At 74.6% G+C, this 1075-nt stretch carries 1 pseudogene; it reads left to right on the top strand.

The features are described from left to right. Positions 1-245: 245 nt before the first annotated feature. Positions 246-1075: pseudogene (locus ACYVE9_RS27965) on the top strand (hypothetical protein); the annotation flags it as partial.

Raw genomic sequence — 1075 nt, 5'->3', positions numbered from 1 at the left:
CGCGCCGGACGCCGGTACGCCGGGAGACCCCGGCGCGTCCGGCGTCCGGGCTCCCCGCAGCCGGACGGGTGGCTGTCCTGTGCCGTGTCACCGGCGTGCGACAGGGGCATAACCGTGCGCTTAACCGCGGCCACCAGAGGGTAAGAAGGGTGGACCGCGGCGCTCCTGGGGGCAGGTGAGGCGTCTGCGACTGACAGGGGACGCGCCCCAGCGGCCGTCCGCCACCGGGGGAGATGACCGTCAGCGTGACAGCTCTGGATGATTCCGCCATTCCACCGTTGCGGCACCTCGACGCCCTGCTGGGCGCCTTCGACACCCTGGTGGTGGAGCCGCCCCGGCAACGCGCCGCCGCCGCACTGCTGGTGCTGGCCCAGCAGGGGCGGGGCGACGAGGCCCGGCGCTTGGTGCGGGGCCTGCGGGACCGCTGTGTCGACAGCGAGTCCCGGCCGCTGGCGCCCGTGGTGCTGTGGCCGCCGGACGGACTGCCGTCCGCAGCCGACCAGGTCCAGTTCTACGAGGACCTGGTCGCCGGGCTCCGCGGCACGAGGCCCGCCGACACCGGCCGTCTGGACTTCCACGACTACGAGGTGATGCGCACGGTCGTCGAGGCCTCGTTGGTGGGGCGTGCCAACGACGCCAAGGCCACCGATCTGCGACGCCAGTTGCACCGGGCCCGCTACCCGGGGCAGCCGGGCGGGCCGCCGGAGCTGATGGAGGCACTGCCCTGGTTCGGCGGTGTGCTGCTGTGGCTGTGGGGGCTGCTGGTGCAGCCGCTCTTCGGCTGGCGGCTGAACCGGCGCATGATGCGCGGCTGGTTCGCGGGCTGGGCACAGGTCGCCCTGCGGGCACGCCAGAACAGCTTCCTGGAGTGCGCGGTGCAGTTGGCCGGGAACGGCCGCCTGCACACGCCCGAACACATCGACGCGGTACTGACCCGGGCGCTGCTGTCGGACCTGGACCGCGCCTTCCGGGGCCGCCGGTTGTCGCCGTGGCGGCGCCGGCGCACCACCCGGTTCGTCGTCCTGCTCACCGAGTCCGCCGCCTCGACGGCCGCCGGCGCCCGCGGGGGCGCCGG

It is taken from the genome of Streptomyces sparsus (genome assembly GCF_054776295.1).
The sequence above is the reverse complement of the archived record's forward strand: the minus strand, read 5'-3'. Positions and strand labels throughout refer to the sequence as shown.